The sequence below is a fragment of the Prosthecodimorpha hirschii genome, assembly GCF_001305515.1.
GTDB lineage: Bacteria > Pseudomonadota > Alphaproteobacteria > Rhizobiales > Ancalomicrobiaceae > Prosthecodimorpha > Prosthecodimorpha hirschii.
In genome coordinates this window covers 1,952,726-1,969,041 of record NZ_LJYW01000001.1, presented here as the reverse complement: position 1 = coordinate 1,969,041, position 16,316 = coordinate 1,952,726, and the positions used below count along the sequence as shown (strand labels likewise).

Annotated in this window: 13 protein-coding genes; 9 read left to right on the top strand and 4 right to left on the bottom strand. The window is 67.7% G+C overall.

The annotated features are described in order from the left end of the window. Nucleotides 1-3,310 (bottom strand): glutamate synthase large subunit (gltB, locus tag ABB55_RS08605; RefSeq protein WP_083463467.1); only part of this gene is annotated, 3,310 nt, incomplete at its 3' end. Between the two features lie 707 nt (nucleotides 3,311-4,017). On the opposite strand from gltB, the gene ABB55_RS08600 reads away from it, so the two are divergent. From ABB55_RS08600 to ABB55_RS08590, 3 genes are all read left to right on the top strand, one after another. Further along, complete coding sequence (locus tag ABB55_RS08600; protein WP_054358448.1) at nucleotides 4,018-5,115, top strand: threonine aldolase family protein; 1,098 nt, start codon at nucleotides 4,018-4,020, stop codon at nucleotides 5,113-5,115. 93 nt (nucleotides 5,116-5,208) lie between these two features. Beyond that, a complete protein-coding gene (locus tag ABB55_RS08595; protein WP_054358447.1) occupies nucleotides 5,209-5,673 on the top strand; it encodes a type III secretion system chaperone in 465 nt (154 codons plus the stop codon). A 44-nt stretch (nucleotides 5,674-5,717) separates the two neighbouring features. Next, the gene (locus ABB55_RS08590) at nucleotides 5,718-6,056 is read left to right on the top strand and encodes a hypothetical protein (protein ID WP_054358446.1); all 339 of its coding nucleotides are present in this window, start codon (nucleotides 5,718-5,720) and stop codon (nucleotides 6,054-6,056) included. Between the two features lie 227 nt (nucleotides 6,057-6,283). On the opposite strand, the gene ABB55_RS08585 is transcribed toward ABB55_RS08590, so the two are convergent. Continuing rightward, on the bottom strand, nucleotides 6,284-6,739 hold the full coding sequence (locus ABB55_RS08585) for an Hsp20 family protein (protein WP_054358445.1): 456 nt from the start codon (nucleotides 6,737-6,739) through the stop codon (nucleotides 6,284-6,286). 555 nt (nucleotides 6,740-7,294) lie between these two features. Between ABB55_RS08585 and ABB55_RS08580 the strand changes: the two genes are divergently transcribed. After that, a complete protein-coding gene (locus ABB55_RS08580) occupies nucleotides 7,295-8,236 on the top strand; it encodes an alpha/beta fold hydrolase (RefSeq protein WP_054358444.1) in 942 nt (313 codons plus the stop codon). 55 nt (nucleotides 8,237-8,291) lie between these two features. Here the strand turns inward: ABB55_RS08580 and hisN are convergent, their stop codons facing one another. Both hisN and ABB55_RS08570 read right to left on the bottom strand, forming a co-directional pair. Further along, nucleotides 8,292-9,080: a histidinol-phosphatase gene (hisN, locus tag ABB55_RS08575; RefSeq protein WP_244472000.1), complete on the bottom strand. Its 789-nt coding sequence runs from the start codon at nucleotides 9,078-9,080 to the stop codon at nucleotides 8,292-8,294. 386 nt (nucleotides 9,081-9,466) lie between these two features. Then, nucleotides 9,467-10,282, bottom strand: coding sequence for an N-formylglutamate amidohydrolase (locus ABB55_RS08570; protein WP_083464079.1), 816 nt, complete (start codon nucleotides 10,280-10,282; stop codon nucleotides 9,467-9,469). 285 nt (nucleotides 10,283-10,567) lie between these two features. Here ABB55_RS08570 and cpdR point away from each other — a divergent pair, with 285 nt between their 5' ends. From cpdR to ABB55_RS08545, 5 genes are all read left to right on the top strand, one after another. Continuing rightward, nucleotides 10,568-10,930 (top strand): cell cycle two-component system response regulator CpdR, encoded by a 363-nt coding sequence (cpdR, locus tag ABB55_RS08565; protein WP_276326420.1) that lies wholly within the window; start codon nucleotides 10,568-10,570, stop codon nucleotides 10,928-10,930. 223 nt (nucleotides 10,931-11,153) lie between these two features. Then, nucleotides 11,154-12,284, top strand: coding sequence for a TRAP transporter substrate-binding protein (locus tag ABB55_RS08560; protein ID WP_054358441.1), 1,131 nt, complete (start codon nucleotides 11,154-11,156; stop codon nucleotides 12,282-12,284). A 148-nt stretch (nucleotides 12,285-12,432) separates the two neighbouring features. Then, complete coding sequence (locus ABB55_RS08555) at nucleotides 12,433-13,098, top strand: TRAP transporter small permease subunit (protein WP_054358440.1); 666 nt, start codon at nucleotides 12,433-12,435, stop codon at nucleotides 13,096-13,098. Beyond that, nucleotides 13,095-14,858: a TRAP transporter large permease gene (locus ABB55_RS08550; RefSeq protein ID WP_054358439.1), complete on the top strand. Its 1,764-nt coding sequence runs from the start codon at nucleotides 13,095-13,097 to the stop codon at nucleotides 14,856-14,858. Before ABB55_RS08555 ends, ABB55_RS08550 begins: the two co-directional genes overlap by 4 nt. Nucleotides 14,859-14,885: 27 nt before the next feature. Next, the gene (locus tag ABB55_RS08545; protein ID WP_160321200.1) at nucleotides 14,886-16,199 is read left to right on the top strand and encodes an amidase; all 1,314 of its coding nucleotides are present in this window, start codon (nucleotides 14,886-14,888) and stop codon (nucleotides 16,197-16,199) included. Nucleotides 16,200-16,316 lie beyond the last annotated feature (117 nt).

Here is a 16,316-nt window from a genome sequence, read left to right as displayed (position 1 = left end):
CGATGGTGACATGGTCGGCGCGCGCCTTGGAGACGCCGGCCGCAACCGTGCCGACGCCGATCTCAGAGCCGAGCTTCACCGAAACGTCGGCATCCGGGTTGACGTTCTTCAGGTCGTAGATGAGCTGCGCCAGATCCTCGATCGAATAGATGTCGTGGTGCGGCGGCGGCGAGATCAGGCCGACGCCGGGCGTCGAGTGCCGGACCTTGGCGACGACCGCATCGACCTTGTGGCCGGGCAGCTGTCCGCCTTCGCCGGGCTTGGCGCCCTGGATGATCTTGATCTGCATCATGTCGGAGTTGACGAGATACTCCGTCGTCACGCCGAACCGGCCCGAGGCGACCTGCTTGATCGCCGAGCGCATGCTGTCGCCGTTCGGGAGCGGCTTGAAGCGATCCACCTCCTCGCCGCCCTCGCCGGTGTTCGACTTGCCGCCGATCCGGTTCATCGCGATGGCAAGCGTGGTATGCGCCTCGCGGCTGATCGAGCCGAACGACATCGCGCCGGTGGAGAAGCGCTTGACGATCTCCTTGGCGGGCTCGACCTCGTCGAGGGGAACCGGCGTGCGGCCGATTTCCTCGGCCTTGCGGATGCGGAACAGGCCGCGGATGGTCAGCAGACGCCGCGACTGGTCGTCGAGCAGCCGGGTATATTCGCGGAACTTCTCCGGCACGTTGCCGCGCACCGCATGCTGCAGGGCGGTGACGATCGGCGCCGTCCAGGCATGCGCCTCGCCGCGCATGCGCACGGCATATTCGCCGCCGACATCCAACATCGTGCGCAGGGCCGGCGCGTCGCCGAAGGCTTCGCGATGCCGCCGCACGGTCTCCTCGGCGATTTCGGTCAGCCCGACGCCCTCGATCGAGGTGCGGGTGCCGAAGAAGTAGCGCTGCACGAAGTCAGTCGCCAGGCCGACTGCGTCGAAGATCTGGGCGCCGCAATAGGACTGGTAGGTCGAGATGCCCATCTTGGACATGACCTTCAGGATGCCCTTGTCGATCGACTTGATGAATCGATAGACGATCTCCTTCTCGGTCAGCGGGTCGGGGAACTCCTCCCGCATCGCGATCAGGGTCTCGAAGGCCAGATAGGGGTTGATCGCCTCCGCGCCGTAGCCGGCGAGCAGGCAGAAATGGTGCACCTCGCGCGGCTCGCCGGATTCCACGACCAGACCGGCCCGGGTCCGGAGGCCCTGGCGGATCAGGTGATGGTGCACGGCCGCGGTGGCGAGCAGCGCCGGAATGGCGATCCGGCCCGAGCCGACCGCGCGGTCGCTCAGGATGATGATGTTGTAGACCTGACCGGTCGCCGAGATGCGCACGGCCGCTTCCGCCTGCACGCAGATCGCGTCCAGCGCCGGGCGCATGCCGGCGGCGCCGTTGGCGGCCGGATAGGTCGTGTCGATGGTGATGGTGCGGAAGCCCGAGCCCTCGACCGCCTCGATCGCCCGGATCTTCTCCAGGTCCTCGTTGGTCAGGATCGGCTGGCGCACCTCGAGCCGCTTCTGCGCGCTCTCGCCTTCCAGGTCGAACAGGTTCGGCCGCGGGCCGATGAAGCTGACCAGGCTCATCACCAGTTCCTCGCGGATCGGATCGATCGGCGGGTTGGTGACCTGGGCGAAGTTCTGCTTGAAATAGGTGTAGAGCAGCTTCGACTTGTCCGACAGCGCCGAGATCGGCGTGTCGGTGCCCATCGAGCCGACGGCCTCCTGGCCGGTGGTCGCCATCGGCGCCATCAGGAGCGTCACGTCTTCCTGGGTGTAGCCGAAGGCCTGCTGCAGATCGAGCAGGGACTCGAGCGTCTTCGGGGCCTGGGCCGGCACTTCCGGCAGGTCCTCGGCGACGATCTGAGTCTTCTCGATCCAGTCCCGGTACGGATGGGCCGAGGCGATCTGGTGCTTGATCTCCTCGTCGGAGACGATGCGGCCGTTCTCAAGGTCGAGCAGCAGCATCTTGCCCGGCTGCAGGCGCCACTTGGAGACGATGGTCTCCTCGGCGATCGGCAGCACGCCCTCTTCGGACGACAGGATGATGCGATCGTCGTCGGTGACGACGTAGCGCGCCGGCCTGAGGCCGTTGCGGTCGAGCGTCGCGCCGATCGAGCGGCCGTCGGTGAAGCAGATCGCAGCCGGTCCGTCCCACGGCTCCATGATGGCGGCGTGGTACTCGTAGAAGGCCTTGCGCTCCTCATCCATCAGCGCGTTGCCGGCCCAGGCCTCCGGGATCAGCGTCATCACCGCATGGGTCAGCGAGTAGCCGCCCATGACCAGGAATTCGAGCGCGTTGTCGAAGCAGGCGGTGTCGGACTGACCCTCGTAGGAGATCGGCCAGATCTTCTCGATCTCGTCGCCGAACAGCTTCGAGGTCGTCGAGGCCTGGCGGGCATACATCCAGTTGACGTTGCCGCGCAGGGTGTTGATCTCGCCGTTATGGGCGACCATCCGGTACGGATGGGCGAGCTTCCAGGACGGGAAGGTGTTGGTCGAGAAGCGCTGGTGCACGAGCGCCAGAGCCGAGACGAAGCGCTCGTCATGCAGGTCGCGATAGTAGGCGCCGACCTGGTAGGACAGGAACATGCCCTTGTAGACCATCGTGCGCGACGAGAAGGACACCACGTAGAAGGAGTCCTGATCGCGCTTGGTCTGGCCGTTCCAGTCCGCGTCGTAGACGAGGCCCGAAATGGTCTTGCGGGTGATGTAGAGCCGACGCTCCAGGTCGTCCTGGTCGGCGAGGCGGGCGGTCGTGGTGACGAAGACCTGCTTCTGCACCGGCTCGGTGGCGCGGACGCCGTCGGACAGGCAGGAATTGTCGACCGGCACGTCGCGCCAGCCGAGCACCTTCAGTCCCCCCTCGCGCAGCACCTTCTGGATGATGCCGACGGCGCGCTCGCAGTCGGCAGCGTCGCGCGGCAAGAAGATCTGGCCGATGCCGTATTGTCCGGCCTCGGGCAGCGCAAAGCCGAGCTTCGCGCATTCCTCCTGGAAGAAGACGTGCGGGATCTGGACCAGGATGCCGGCGCCGTCGCCCATCAGCGGATCGGCGCCGACGGCGCCGCGATGCTCGAGATTCTCGAGGATCTTCAGCGCATCGGTGACGATCGCGTGGCTCTTGACGCCCTTCAGGTTGGCGATGAAGCCGACCCCGCAGGCGTCGCGCCCACGCGGATCGACGAACAGTCCGCCGGCTTCCGGCAATCCGTTCGGGCCGAGAGACGGGGTTTTGGTAGCGGTGGACGCGCCCGCGGCCGCCGTGGCGGTCGGGGTCCCGGCTCGAGCGGCACCGAAGGGTCCTTCAGCTTCGATCCTGGCCATGGAAACGTCCTCGTCTCTCTTGTCTGCCGCGCGGCCGTCGGCCGGTGGCGGCGTCGTCTCACACCATGCAAGTTCCGGGCACACTCCTTCGCGGTCGGCGCCTCCGCCCGTCGCCGGTCCGTTGCGGGACCCGAGCGTCTGGCGGTCGATGCCGGCCGCGCCGGTATTTCGGAAGGTCGACGGTATCCGGCGCGCAGGCATACCCCGCATCGGCCGGACTGGTCGCGTCCCCGCTCTTTATGGCGTCTTCGCGCGACCGAACCACCGGCAACCCGATAGCAGGGTTTCCGGTGGAGTTGAATGCCCCACTTCCGGCCGGCAGCCTGCCCCAGCTTTCCGGCCAGATTGGACAGCATTACTGTCCTATCCGCGCCGACCATGCCAGAATTCCCCGCGCCCTGCAAGGCGCAATCTCTGCCGATGCCTATCTTTCTTGCGACGATCAGCGCCTTTCGCGTCCGAAACGGAAAAATTGCCGCACCAGAACGCAATATTATTGCCGAAACCGGCGGACGGTTTGCAGAGCCGCGCGTGCCGGGGGCTCTCCCTGCCGCGAGACCAGGCATCGCCCTCGATCGGGACCGCCGGGACGCGGCCGGGAAATTCCCCGTTCCGCCGTCATCCGCGGCACTTCTTTCGCCCGGGCGATTTCGTCCGCGGGGAACATGCGCTAGCTCTACGGCCGCGATCGAGACGAGGGGCCGCGCATGATCTTCGCATCCGACAATTGGGCAGGGGCCTCCGAAGCCGTGATGGCGGCGCTGGTCGCCGCCAACCAGGGGCCGGCGCCGGCCTATGGCAATGACGAGATCACGCGGCGCTTGGAGGTCCGGATGTCGGATCTCTTCGAGCGCGACGTTGCGGTGTTTCTGGTCGCCACCGGGACAGCCGCCAATGCGCTGGCGACCGCGGCCTTCGCACCGCCCTGGGGGGCGATCCTGGCGCATCGCGACGCCCATCTGAATGTCGACGAATGCGGCGCGCCCGAATTCTTCGCCGGCACCAAGGTGGTCGGGCTGGCCGGCGCGCGCGGCAAGATCGATCCGCGCGGACTGGTCGAGGCGCTCGACGACATGCCGGCGGGCGTCGTCCATCATGTCCAGCCGGCGGTTCTGTCGCTGACCCAGTCGACCGAACTCGGCACCGTCTATACCGCCGACGAGGTCGCCGAACTGGCCGGGATCGTCAAGAACCGCAACATCGCCGTGCATATGGACGGCGCGCGCTTTGCCAACGCCATCTCGTCGCTGCAGGTTGCGCCTTCGACGCTGACCTGGCGGGCGGGCGTCGACGTGCTCTCCTTCGGCGCCACCAAGGGCGGGGCGCTGATGGCCGAGGCGATCGTGCTGTTCGACCGCTCCCGCCAGGAGGCGCTCGGCTATCTGCGCAAGCGCGCCGCCCAACTGGTCTCCAAGCACCGCTTCGTCGCCGCCCAGTTCGACGCCTGGCTCGACGGCGAGCACTGGCTCGATCTCGCCGACCATGCCAACGCCATGGCGACCCGCCTTGCCGCGGGGCTCGACGGGGCGTCCGCGGCCCGGCTCGCCTGGATGCCCGAGGCCAACGAGGTCTTCGCCTTCATGGCGCCGACCACCGCCGCCGCGCTCAGGGCCGAGGGGGCGACCTTCTACGAATGGCCGGCGAGCGGGCTCGCCGTCGCCGACCGTCCGCGTCCCGGCGAGGTGCTCTACCGGCTGGTCACCAGCTTCAGGACCGAGCCCGCCGAGGTCGATCGTTTCGTCGCTCTGGTCGGCGGGGCGCCGGCTATGCGACAGGACGGACTCGAAACCGGTCGAAATTGCTGAGCGATTCTGTAATTTTCGTCACCGAAGCCGGTCCTGCGCCGTCGTAGCGTCAGGGGGCTCGGGTCGCTGTCTCGGCAGCCGAGGGAAACGAGAATGTCGAGCCTGTCTCATCTCCAGGATCTGATGGCGCGGGTCGGGCCGGCCGGCGACCTTCTGATCGTGAACGAATATACGGCTGAGCGCCTCTGGCATATCGGCGTCGAGGACGGCATCGAGATCTTCGCGGAACTCGATGAGGATCGCGACGTTCTCGTCCTGTCCGCCGATCTCGGTGCGCCCGGCCGCAGCGATCCGCAGGCTCTGTTCGAGCTCTGCCTGAGAACCACCTTCGCCTGGCTGGCGACCGGGGGTCTCAGGATCGGGCTCGACCGGACCAGCGGGTCCCTGACGCTGCTGTGCGATTTCGGGGCGGCGAGCCTGACGCTCGACGACCTGGTCTACGCACTGAAATCCTTCGGTTCGCGCAGCGTCGCGTGGCGAGACCTCGTCGCGCGCCGTGAGGGCGAGGCCGCCTTGCCGCCGGATTCCCTGTCCGACTACACAATCCTGCGTCTCTGACGCACGGGGTCCGAAGAGTCCCGGATTCCGATGGAGACCACGCCATGTCCACGGCGAGCATCAATTCCAACGCGCCCCGCCCGAGCCTGCCCCTGGCCGGACCGCAGGAGACGGCCGCGCCGACGGTCGACAAGTCGACGGTCAGCTTCTCCGACACGAAGAAGACCCTGCACACCCATGCGCGCTTCTCGCTCGCCTCGCCGGAATTCCAGGCGAAGTTCAGCGATCCCGACAGCGTGCGGCAGCGGGTGCAGGGGCAGAAGGATGCGGGCACGGGTGTGAAGCAGGCGATCGACGGCGAGTTCGGGTCCGGAACGGCCGACCGGCTGATGGATTTCCAGCGCCCCTCCACCCTGCCGCGTTTCGGGCAGTCGATCGGCTGAGACCGGCGATCGCCTGAGACTGGCGACCGGCTTAGGCCGGCGATCGGCTGAGATGGGGCGCTCCCGGATCCGCGTGAGGCGCCGCGTGCGGCCGGCGAGCCGCCGACGTTCCGGAGCCGCCAGCAGTCAACCGACAGGCGACGGCGGGGCCGGCCCGGCACGAAAAAGCGCCCCGGACGGACCGGGGCGCTCCTGGAGTGCTCAAAGTTCGGCGAAGGGCCGGACCGTCAGGCCGCCTGGGCTTCGATCTGCCGCACCTTGGCGGCGCCGCCGGCGATCGGGATCTGACGCGCCTTCATGGCTTCCGGGATCTCGCGCACCAGATCGATATGCAGCAGCCCGTTCTCCAGGCTGGCACCCTTCACGACCACGTAGTCGGCGAGCTGGAAGCGGCGCTCGAAGGCGCGCGAGGCGATGCCGCGATAGAGCAGTTCCTTGCCGCTGGCGTCGTCCTTCTTGTCGCCCTTCACGGTCAGCCCGTTCTCCTTGGCCTCGATGGTCAGGTCGGATTCGCCGAAGCCTGCCACCGCCATGGAGATGCGGTAATCGTTCTCGCCGGTCCGCTCGATATTGTAGGGCGGATAGGTCGGCTGCCCCTGTTCGGCGCCGAGCGAGTCGATCAGATTGAAGAGCCGGTCGAAGCCGACGGTGGAACGATAGAGCGGAGCGAAATCAACACGCATGACAAGTCCTCCAGAGTGAGCGACTGTTTCAGGACGAAGGTCCGATACTTCGGGGAACCTCGGCATGTCCTATGGACCATGCCTCGCATCGGCCTTGCGGACCCGGTACCGGCGTCCGCATCGATGAAGTGGGAAGCGGCGCGGAGGCTTTCAAGGGGGTGCCCGAGGGCGATGTCGATCGGGCGACGGCCGGCCGGTTGAACGGCGGATGAACGGCCGATTCCCAAGGCATTCAGCGCCGATCGGCCATGGTCTTTTCGATCGCTGCGCCATGGCCGACCTTCGGGACTCTCGGCGGAGGCTCCCTGAAGGAGGCTCACGGTTCATGGCGCGGTGTTCGAACCGACCCGGCCCGGCTTCGGGCTAGGCTCCCGTCGCGTCGGCTCCCGCGACGAGGCCCGTTGAGCCGGCGCGCCCGGTCGGATATCTCGGAGGACGGATGTCGGCCGCTGCCGGCATCCGTCCGACCCGGGACCTCCTGTCAGACCCCGGCCCATCCCGGCACCCTCGCGTGCCCGGCATCCCCGTCTGGGGGACCGCCCGTCCGGAGCCGCCATGACGATCTACGATCACGAGGCCAATCCCATCCCGGGCGGAGCGGTAAGCGGCGAGATCGCGACATCCGACGGAACCCGCCTGCGCTTCGCCCGCTGGCCGGCGCTGGCCGGCACGCCGAAGGGCACCGTCGTCCTCGTGCAGGGCCGCGCCGAGTTTCTGGAGAAATATTTCGAGACGGTGCGCGATCTCCAGGTCCGCGGCTTCGCGGTCGCGACCTTCGATCTGCGCGGGCAGGGCGGCTCCGGGCGCGATCCCCGTGTCGGTCCGGCCGGCCATGTCGGCGACTTCCGCGACTATCAGGCCGATCTCGAGGCGGTCATGGCCGAGGTCGTGATGCCGAACTGCCCGCCGCCCTATTACGGCGTCGGCCATTCCACCGGCGCCACCATCCTGATCGGCAGTGCGCCGGCCATGCGCACGCGCTTCCGGCGCCTGGTCCTGCTGTCGCCGCTCCTGGGCTTCGGCGACCACGGCTGGCCGACCACGGTGATCGGGCCGCTGGCCGGCGCCCTGGCGCTGTTCGGCTTCGCCCGCACGCAGGTTCCGGGCGCGGCGCGGCATGTGCTCTATCCGCGCCCCTTCGCCGGCAACCGGCTGAGCTCCGACGAGCGCCGCTTCGCCCGCGCCGCCAAGCTGGCCGAAGCCCATCCCGAACTGACCGTCGGTGCGCCGACGATCGGCTGGATTCGCGCCGCCACCGACGCGATGATCCGGCTCGACGATATCGACTTCGTCGACCGCATCCGCATCCCGACGCTGATCATCGCCGCCGGCGCCGACAAGGTCGTCTCCAACGCGGCGACCGAGCGCTTCGCCCGTACCCTGAAGATCGGCCACATGATCACGATCCCGGGTGCGCGGCACGAACTCCTGATGGAATCGGACATCTACCGCGAACAGACCTTCGCGGCCTTCGATGCCTTCATCCCGGGCTCCTGAGGGCCGTCAGGGACGTCCAGCCGGGGCGTTGTTCCGGGGCGTTCTTCCGGGATGCTCAGGCCGCGGCCAGCAGCCGGAGCGCCTTCTCGTGCAGGCGCGGATCGCCCGAGGCGACCACCTTGCCGCCGTCGGCGGCCGAGCCGCCGGTCCAGTTCGTCACCACCCCGCCGGCCCCCTCGATGACCGGGATCAGCGCGACGATGTCGTAGGCCTGCAGGCCGGCTTCGACGACCAGGTCGACATGGCCGGCGGCGACCATGCAGTAGGCGTAGCAGTCGCAGCCGTAGCGGGCGAGGCGCACGCTGGCCTCGACGCGCCGATAGGCCTCCTGGTCGGGTCCCTCGAACAGGGCCGGCGTGGTCGTGAACAGGACCGCGTCGGCGAGTTCCGCACAGGCCCGGCTCTTCAGCACCTTCTCGCCGTCCGGACCGCGATACCAGGCGCGCCGCGTGTCGCCGGCATAGCGCTCGCCGGTGAAGGGCTGCGCCATCATGCCGAGGCTCGGCACGCCGTTCGTCTTGAGCCCGATCAGGGTGCCCCAGACCGGCACGCCGGAAATGAAGGCCCGTGTGCCGTCGATCGGGTCGAGCACCCAGACATGCTCGGCGTCGGTGCGCTCGGAGCCGAACTCCTCGCCGAGGATGCCGTGCTGGGGATGGTGCAGCCCGATCAGGCTGCGCATGGCGGTCTCCGCCGCCCGGTCGGCGACGGTGACCGGATCGAAGCGGCGCCCCGTGCCGGCCTCGGTCTTGTCCTCGACCGCCATCGGCGTGCGGAAATGCGGCAGGATGGCCTTGCCGGCGGCATCGGCGAGCTGGTCGAGGAAGGCGATGAGTTCGGGCATGGCGGGTCCGGCGTTGCGAGGCATCCCTCCTGATAGCGCATCCGCCCGCACTTGCCAGCAGGTCGTGCCGGCCTGCGGGGTATGCCTGCCAGTACGGTAGGTCTGTCACCAGGCATTACCGACAGGCCATTCCGTCGGCCGGACATATGCCCGATCGGGTGCGGCATGCCGTCCCGGTTGGACAATTGGCTTGACCTTTTTGCGTCGCACATCCATCTTGGGTGCACCGCGGTACGGGCGCCTCCCGCCCTGCCGCAGCCCTCCTTGGGCGTTTCCTCCCTAGACTTGGGCCGCTGACACGTGTCAGCGGCCTTTTTCTTTGTCGCGAAGCCGAGATTGGGGATCGGGCGGGAAATCCGCGGGGCAAGCGCCGCAGGGCAGGGCGGTCACTCCGCCGCGAGCGGCTCCGCGCGCAGCCCGCTGCCGCCGAGCGCGGTGATCTCGGCCACGAACAGGCCGAGATCCCGCACCAGCCGTTCGAACTGGTCGGTGCGCTCGTAGGTCTCCTCGTTCATGTAGAGACCGCGGTTGATTTCGACCTGCAGGGCATGCAGGCCCTTGCCCGGCCGGCCATAGTGCTCGGTGATGAAGCCGCCCGCATAGGGCTTGTTGCGCGCCACCGCGTAGCCGAGGCTGCGCAGGATCTCGACCGCGCCGTCGACGAGGCTGGCGCCGCAGCTCGTGCCGTAGCGATCGCCGAGCACGAAATCCGGCCGGTTGCGGTTGTCCATGCCGCGAATCAGCGACGGCATGGAATGGCAGTCGATCAGGACCGCATAGCCGAAGGTGACGTGCTGGCGCGCCAGCCAGCGCCTGAGCGTGGCGTGGTAGGGCTTGTAGATCCGCTCGATCCGCTGCAGCGCCTCGTCGACATCGAGCGGACCGGCATAGATTTCCTCATGCTCGGCGACGATCCGTGCAATGGTGCCCAGGCCGCCGGCGACCCGGAGCGAACGGATGTTGGCATAGGAGGGCAGCCGGCCGGCGAACATCTTCGGATCGAGCTCGTAGGGCTCGCGGTTCACATCAAGAAAGGCGCGCGGAAAGTTGGCTCGCATCAAAGGCGCGCCGTGGGTGAGCGCGGAGGCGAACAATTCGTCGACGAAGGCATCCTCGGAGCGGCGGATGCGCTGCGGATCGAGCCGCGACGCCGCCAGGAAGCTCGCCGGATAGCGGCTGCCGGAGTGGGGCGAGTTGAACATGAACGGACAGAGCACGGCCTCAGGTGCGACCACCTCGAAGGCTGTTTCGGTCTCGAAGTCCCGGACGATGCGCACCTTCCTCGCGTGCTCCCCTGGAGGACCGGCCGCCCGGCGGCACGCTCCGGCCGAAGCGGCGCCCGGTTCAGCCGGCGCAGCAACATGTTGCCCAGAAACCACCGGCCTTGTCCATGGCAAGCGGCGGTCCGCCGTTTCACCGGATATTTACCCCGGCCGTCGTCTATGAGAAAGAATTGAGGCGCACAGCATGGATGGACGCGGATGGACGTGATGACCCGGATTCTGCTGGCCGAGGACGATAACGACATGCGCCGCTTCCTGGCCAAGGCGCTGCAGAACGCCGGCTACGAAGTGGTCTCGTTCGACAATGGCAAGAGCGCTTACGAGCGCCTGCGCGAGGAGCCGTTCACGCTGCTCCTGACCGACATCGTGATGCCCGAGATGGACGGCATCGAACTCGCCCGGCGCGCCACCCAGCTCGACCCGGACCTCAAGGTGATGTTCATCACCGGCTTCGCCGCCGTGGCGCTGAACCCGGATTCGAACGCCCCGAAGGACGCCAAGGTCCTGTCCAAGCCGTTCCACCTGCGCGATCTGGTGCGCGAGGTCGAGAAACTGGTCGCCGCCTGACCGACCGCGCCGTCACCGCATCCGATCCCCATCCGATCCCCCGCTCGCGCGTACGGTCGGGGACGGCGATCGGATGAATGGGGCGGTGCGCCCGAATGGCGCAATATTTGTCGGTCGATTTGGGATACCGAATGCCTGACGGACCTTGTCGACCTGACGGTTTTGAAATCTAATCCTTCCGATAACAAGGACCGAAAAGGGTCCGGTTCTCGGGAGGAACACCATGAACGAAGTGAAGGCAGTCGCACGTCGCCGATTCCTGACCGGTTCGGCGGTGGTCGCCGCCGCGGCCGTTACGGCCCCGGCCGTCGTCAAGGCCCAGGGCCCGATCAGCATGCGCTGGCAGAGCACTTGGCCGTCGAAAGACATCTTCCACGAATACGCCAACGATTTCGCCAAGAAGGTCAACGATATGACCGGTGGCGACCTGAAGATCGAGGTGCTGCCGGCCGGTGCCGTCGTGCCGGCCTTCGGCCTGCTCGAGGCGGTCTCCAAGGGCACGCTCGACGGCGGCCACGGCGTGCTCGTCTATCACTACGGCAAGCAGACCGCGCTCGCGCTGTGGGGCTCCGGCCCCGGCTTCGCCATGGACGCCAACATGCTGCTCGCCTGGCACAAATATGGCGGCGGCAAGGAACTGCTGGCCAAGCTCTACGACTCGATCGGCGCCAACGTCGTCTCCTTCCCGTACGGTCCGATGCCGACCCAGCCGCTCGGCTGGTTCAAGAATCCGATCGCCAAGGAAGAGGACCTCAAGGGTCTGAAATACCGCACCGTCGGCATCTCGATCGACGTGTTCACCGCGCTCGGCGCCGCCGTGAACGCGCTGCCGGGCGGCGAGATCGTCTCGGCGATGGATCGCGGCCTGCTCGATGCGGCCGAATTCAACAACGCCTCCTCGGACCGCGTGCTCGGCTTCCCCGATGTGTCCAAGGTCTGCATGCTGCAGAGCTACCATCAGAATGCCGAGCAGTTCGAGATCATGTTCAACAAGGATCGCTACAACGCATTGCCCGAGAAGATGCGCGCGATCATCGCCAACGCGGTCGAGGCGGCCTCGTCGGACATGTCCTGGAAGGCGATCGACCGCTATTCCGGCGACTATGCGGAGATGCAGACCAAGGACAAGGTCCGCTTCTTCAAGACCCCGGACGCGATCCTGAAGCGGCAGCTCGAGGTCTACGACCAGGTGACCGCCAAGAAGTCGACCGAGAACGCGCTGTTCAAGGAAATCCTGGAAAGCCAGATCGCCTTCGCCCGCCGCGCCACGCGCTGGGAGCAGGATACCGTGGTCAACCGGCGCATGGCCTACGACCACTATTTCGGGCCTCAGGGCACCCTGCGGCGGACCTGATCCGCCCGCACCCACGCTCCGCAGGCCCGGCCGGACCCCCCGGCCGGGCCTGACGGTTTTGCGGGGTCATGACATTCTCCTGACCACGTTGATCACCTGATCAAGTCACTGACCTGACAACGGGTTCCTCTGACCAACGGACGCCCCGATGACGATCGAGCGGTTCCTGCACGCGATCGACGGCATCAGTACCTGGGTCGGCAAGGCGGCGGCCTGGCTGATCGTCGGACTGATGCTCCTGGTCTGCGCCGAAGTGTTCAAGCGCTACATCCTGAACGCCCCTACGGCCTGGATCTTCGACGCCTCCAACATGTTCTACGGCACGCTGTTCATGCTCGCCGGCGCCTATGCGCTGGCCCAGAACGCGCATGTCCGCGGCGACTTCCTCTATTCGTCGATGCGCCCGCGTACCCAGGCGACGCTCGATCTGATCCTCTACGTGGTCTTCTTCGTGCCCGGCATCGGCGCGCTGGTCTATGCCGGCACCCACTACGCCGCCGACAGCTGGCGCATCGCGGAACATTCCAACGTCACCGCCGACGGTCCGCCGGTCTATCACTTCAAGACCGTGATCCCGATCGCCGGCGCGCTGGTGCTGCTGCAGGGCGTCGCCGAGATCGTGCGCTGCATCGTCTGCCTGAAGACCGGCGAATGGCCGTCGCGGCTCAGCGACGTGAACGAGATCGACGTGGTCGAGGAACAGCTCGCCGGCAGCGAATATGTCGACGAGGAAACGCGCCGGCGCGCCATCGAGCAGGCCCACGACATCGACGAAGCCGCCCGCCAGCGCGGCCGGGGAGACCACATCACATGAGCGATCCCGCCCTCGGCCTCATGATGCTCGCGCTGATCGTCGTGGTCATCATGCTCGGCTTCCCGACCGCCTTCACCCTGATGGGTCTCGGCATCGTCTTCGGCTTCATCGCCTATTTCAAATCCGGCCAGGCCTTCGCGGACAACCTGGTGTTCGACCTGATGGTCCAGCGGACCTACGGGGCGATGACCAACGACGTGCTGATCTCCATCCCGCTCTTCGTCCTGATGGGCTACGTGATGGAGCGCGGCGCGCTGGTCGATAAGATGTTCTATTCGATCCAGCTCGCCTTCCGGAACGTGCCGGCCTCGCTCGCCGTCGCCACCCTGGTGGTGTGCACCTTCTGGGGCATCGCCTCGGGCCTCGTCGGCGCCGTCGTGGTGCTGATGGGCGTGATCGCCTTCAACCCGATGCTCCGCGCCGGCTACGACGTGCGTCTGGCGTCGGGCGTGATCACCGCCGGCGGCACGCTCGGCATCCTGATCCCGCCCTCGGTGATGATCATCGTCTTCGCCGCGGTGGCCGGCCTGTCGGTGGTCAAGCTCTATGCCGCGGCGATGTTCCCCGGCTTCTTCCTGTCGCTGCTCTATCTCGCCTATATCGTCGGCTGGGCGCTGATCAACCCGAAGGTGGCGCCGAAGCTGCCCGAGGAACAGACCCGGGTGCCGGTGCCGGACTGGATCCGCGCCTTCCAGTCCCACTATGGCAACAACATGGCTGTCGGCCTGGTCAAGGCGGCGGTCTCGCCGGGGCGCGCTCGCGGCCTCACCGTCGACGGCAAGCCGATGGGCTACGGAACGGTGCTGCTGCACCTCTTCTACGCGCTGGTCCCGCTGATCATGACGGCCGGAACCTTTGCGCTGATCTGGTGGTATGTCGTCGTCCACCAGCAGAAGAAGACGCTGGCGATCCCGAGCGGGGTGGAGGAACTGGGCGGCGGTCTGCAGGAACTGGGCGACCCCGCCGCTGCTGCCGAACCGGCTGCCGCGGCCGGTCCGCCGGAAGGCTTCTACCTGTGGTTCGGCATTCTCGCCGCCCTGGCAGCGCTCTGGATGCTGCGCAGCTACCGAAAGATGGGGGCAGAGAAGTTCGAGGTGGTCAAGCTCCTGACCACGTCGATCGCGCCGCTCGGCACGCTCACCGTCGTGGTCCTGGTGGTCATCCTGTTCGGCATCACGACGGCGACCGAATCGGCCGCGGTGGGTGCCGCCGGCGCCTTCCTGCTTGCCCTGCAGGCCGGCACGCTCGACTGGAAGCGGACCAAGGAGGCGGTGTTCCTGACCGCCAAGACGACCTCGATGGTGTGCTGGCTGTTCGTCGGCTCGGCGCTCTTCTCCGGCGTCTTCGCCATCCTGGGCGGCCAGGCGCTCCTGGAGAAATGGGTGCTGGCGCTCGACCTGACGCCGCTGCAGTTCATGATCCTCAGCCAGGCGATCATCTTCATCCTCGGCTGGCCGCTGGAATGGACCGAGATCATCGTGATCTTCGTGCCGATCTTCCTGCCGATGCTGAAACACTTCAACATCGACCCGATCCTCTGGGGCACCCTGGTCTTCGTCAACCTGCAGGCGGCCTTCCTGTCGCCGCCGGTCGCCATGTCGGCCTTCTATCTGAAGGGGGTGGCGCCGTCGCACGTCACCATCAACCAGATCTTCGCCGGCATGATGCCCTATATGCTGATCGTGATCCTGTGCATGGTGATCATGTATCTGTGGCCAGGCATGACCCTGTGGCTGCCCGAATTCCTCTACGGGAACTGAACCGGACCGATGCAAGACCTGACTCGAATGACGGCCCGGGAGGTCGCCGCGGCGATCCGCGACGGCCTCGTCACCGCCACCGATCTCGTCGAGGCCAGCCTCGACCGGATTGCCGCCCGCGAGGCCGACATCCGGGCCTGGGCGCATGTCGATCCCGGCCTCGTGCTGGACGCGGCCGCGCGGGCGGACCGGGCCCGCGCCGAGGGCCGGCCGCTCGGTCCGCTGCATGGCGTGCCGGTCGGCCTGAAGGACGTGATCGACACGGCCGACTATCCGACCGAGCACGGCTCGCCGGCGCATCGCGGCCGCCGGCCCGAGACCGATGCGGCCCCGGTCGCGGCGCTGCGCGCGGCCGGCGCGATCATTCTCGGCAAGACGGTCACCTGCGAACTGGCGACCCATATTCCGGGACCGACCCGCAATCCGGCCGATCCGGGCCGCACACCCGGCGGATCCTCGTCCGGCTCGGCGGCCGCCGTCGCCGACCGCCACGTGTCGCTTGCGCTCGGCACGCAGACGCTCGGCTCGGTGATCCGGCCGGCCGCGTTCTGCGGCGTCTACGGCTACAAGCCGAGCTTCGGCGCCATCCCGCGCCCCGGCGTGCTCGAACAGTCGGCGAGCCTCGACACGGTCGGGGTCTTCGCCCGTTCGATCGAGGACCTGGCGCTGATCGGCGACGCGCTGATCGGCTACGACCCGCGCGACGGCGCGACGCGGCCGCGCAGCCGGTCGACCCTGCTGGAGACCGTCGAGGCCGACTGGACCCTGCCGCCGACCTTCGCGCTGGTCCGCTCCGACCGCTGGTCGGATCTGGCACCCGAGCAGCGTGAGGCGATCGACGATCTGGTCGGCGAACTGGGCGCCCGCGTCACCGAGATCGCGTTCGGTTTCGCCTTCGAGGAGGGCATCGCGGCCGCCAAGCTGATCCGCGAGGTCGAGTTCGCCCGCGCCTTCGGCGACCTTGCCGACCGGACCCCGGAGCTGATCCACGCCGATCTGCGTGCCGTGGTCGAGCGCGGCCGCGCCGCCTCGGCGGTCGCCTATCTGGACGCCAAGGAGACGCGCGAGCGCCTCGAGCGGCTGGCGCGCGCGATCTTCCTCGATCACGGCACGATCCTGACGCCGGCCGCGCTTGGGCCGGCCCCTGCGGGCCACGGCTCGACCGGCGACCCGCATTTCTGCAGCCTGTGGACCTTCCTGGGCACCCCGGCCGTCAGCCTGCCGCTGTTCGAGGCCGACGGCCTGCCAATGGCAGTGCAACTGGTCGGCGCCCGCGACGACGACGCCCGCCTGCTGCGCACCGCCCGTCTCCTGGTGCAGAGCCTGGCTGCCGCCGGATAGGCGGCCTCGGCCTGTACGACCGCGCCGCGACCGCACCGACGGCCGCAGGTGCGTCATTGAGCGCCGCCGAGAGCGCTCGGCGGCGGCGGGGAGGGGCAACGCCGGACTTTTCCACAC

Excerpts from the sequence above, each read along its gene's own strand:
- ABB55_RS08600 (WP_054358448.1), top strand. The coding sequence starts at position 4,018 with ATGATCTTCGCATCCGACAATTGGGCAGGGGCCTCCGAAGCCGTGATG.
- ABB55_RS08595 (WP_054358447.1), top strand. The coding sequence starts at position 5,209 with ATGTCGAGCCTGTCTCATCTCCAGGATCTGATGGCGCGGGTCGGGCCG.
- ABB55_RS08590 (WP_054358446.1), top strand. The coding sequence starts at position 5,718 with ATGTCCACGGCGAGCATCAATTCCAACGCGCCCCGCCCGAGCCTGCCC.
- ABB55_RS08585 (WP_054358445.1), bottom strand. The coding sequence starts at position 6,739 with ATGCGTGTTGATTTCGCTCCGCTCTATCGTTCCACCGTCGGCTTCGAC.
- ABB55_RS08580 (WP_054358444.1), top strand. The coding sequence starts at position 7,295 with ATGACGATCTACGATCACGAGGCCAATCCCATCCCGGGCGGAGCGGTA.
- hisN (WP_244472000.1), bottom strand. The coding sequence starts at position 9,080 with ATGCCCGAACTCATCGCCTTCCTCGACCAGCTCGCCGATGCCGCCGGC.
- ABB55_RS08570 (WP_083464079.1), bottom strand. The coding sequence starts at position 10,282 with ATGTTCAACTCGCCCCACTCCGGCAGCCGCTATCCGGCGAGCTTCCTG.
- ABB55_RS08560 (WP_054358441.1), top strand. The coding sequence starts at position 11,154 with ATGAACGAAGTGAAGGCAGTCGCACGTCGCCGATTCCTGACCGGTTCG.
- ABB55_RS08555 (WP_054358440.1), top strand. The coding sequence starts at position 12,433 with ATGACGATCGAGCGGTTCCTGCACGCGATCGACGGCATCAGTACCTGG.
- ABB55_RS08550 (WP_054358439.1), top strand. The coding sequence starts at position 13,095 with ATGAGCGATCCCGCCCTCGGCCTCATGATGCTCGCGCTGATCGTCGTG.
- ABB55_RS08545 (WP_160321200.1), top strand. The coding sequence starts at position 14,886 with ATGACGGCCCGGGAGGTCGCCGCGGCGATCCGCGACGGCCTCGTCACC.